This window comes from Sphingobium sp. 22B (assembly GCF_001580035.1).
Lineage (GTDB): Bacteria > Pseudomonadota > Alphaproteobacteria > Sphingomonadales > Sphingomonadaceae > Sphingobium > Sphingobium fuliginis.
This window is the reverse complement of the sequence record NZ_LTAB01000078.1, coordinates 1-767: the sequence shown is the minus strand read 5'-3', so window position 1 is coordinate 767 and position 767 is coordinate 1. Positions and strand designations below refer to the sequence as shown.

Annotated in this window: 2 protein-coding genes; both read right to left on the bottom strand. The window is 46.2% G+C overall.

The genetic code is table 11. The features are described from left to right. A partial coding sequence (locus tag A0J57_RS26265; protein WP_153023180.1) for a hypothetical protein occupies positions 1-379 on the bottom strand: 379 nt, incomplete at its 3' end. Beyond that, positions 376-767: hypothetical protein (locus A0J57_RS26450; RefSeq protein WP_161942161.1), on the bottom strand; the 392-nt coding region annotated here is incomplete at its 5' end. The genes A0J57_RS26450 and A0J57_RS26265, both read right to left, overlap by 4 nt.

Here is a 767-nt window from a genome sequence, read left to right as displayed (position 1 = left end):
CATCACTCTTTGGTCCGGCCCAAGGATCTCGGCGAAATTCCCTGTAGAGCAACCAGCTATTGAACAGCGTAAAGTACACACCGAAGATGACACAGGCAATGCCTTCAGCGTCGAATTCTGCATGAGAACGGCTGTCAGGAGTCGTGAAGTAATTAATGACTAAGTACGCCACGTAAGAGAAAGGAGATAAGCAATAAAGCGGCTTTCGAAAGAATCCAATAGCAGCAATAGCACTTACAATGACCCAGCCAAGACCCAGAACAATCATGATGTAATTGTTCGAATTACCGTCAGCATGTTTAAGCATCTCAAKAATTTCCAATGCAAAAAACAGACCAATTCCAATGGAACCCATGAAATAGGCTTTAGTCAGGGTCACTGTTTAGTCCCTTTCGTTGGCAACGGTTCTACCCATTTAAAAACTTCCGTGATAGTTCGCCGCTCGCCGTGCTCCCCATCAGGCTTATCTTTAGCCAATGGAAAATGATAAAACCATGAGTGTTGACCAGCAACGTTCACAACCTGAAACTGCACATGATCGCCGTTCTTAGCTGGCTTCCCGTCAGCATCACAGCGAGTAGCTGTGCAAGCATCTTCAGGTTTGTCTTTCGGCGGATTACCAAATCCGCCGACGTGTACTGCCGGACTTGAATAATCAGGCAATTTAACACCCGCACTATCGACATGAGGAACCATGGTTTCTTGGAATGCTCGCATGGTGCCATAGCCAAGATCCTTGGTGAAGGCTGGACAATTTTCCTTAAGAT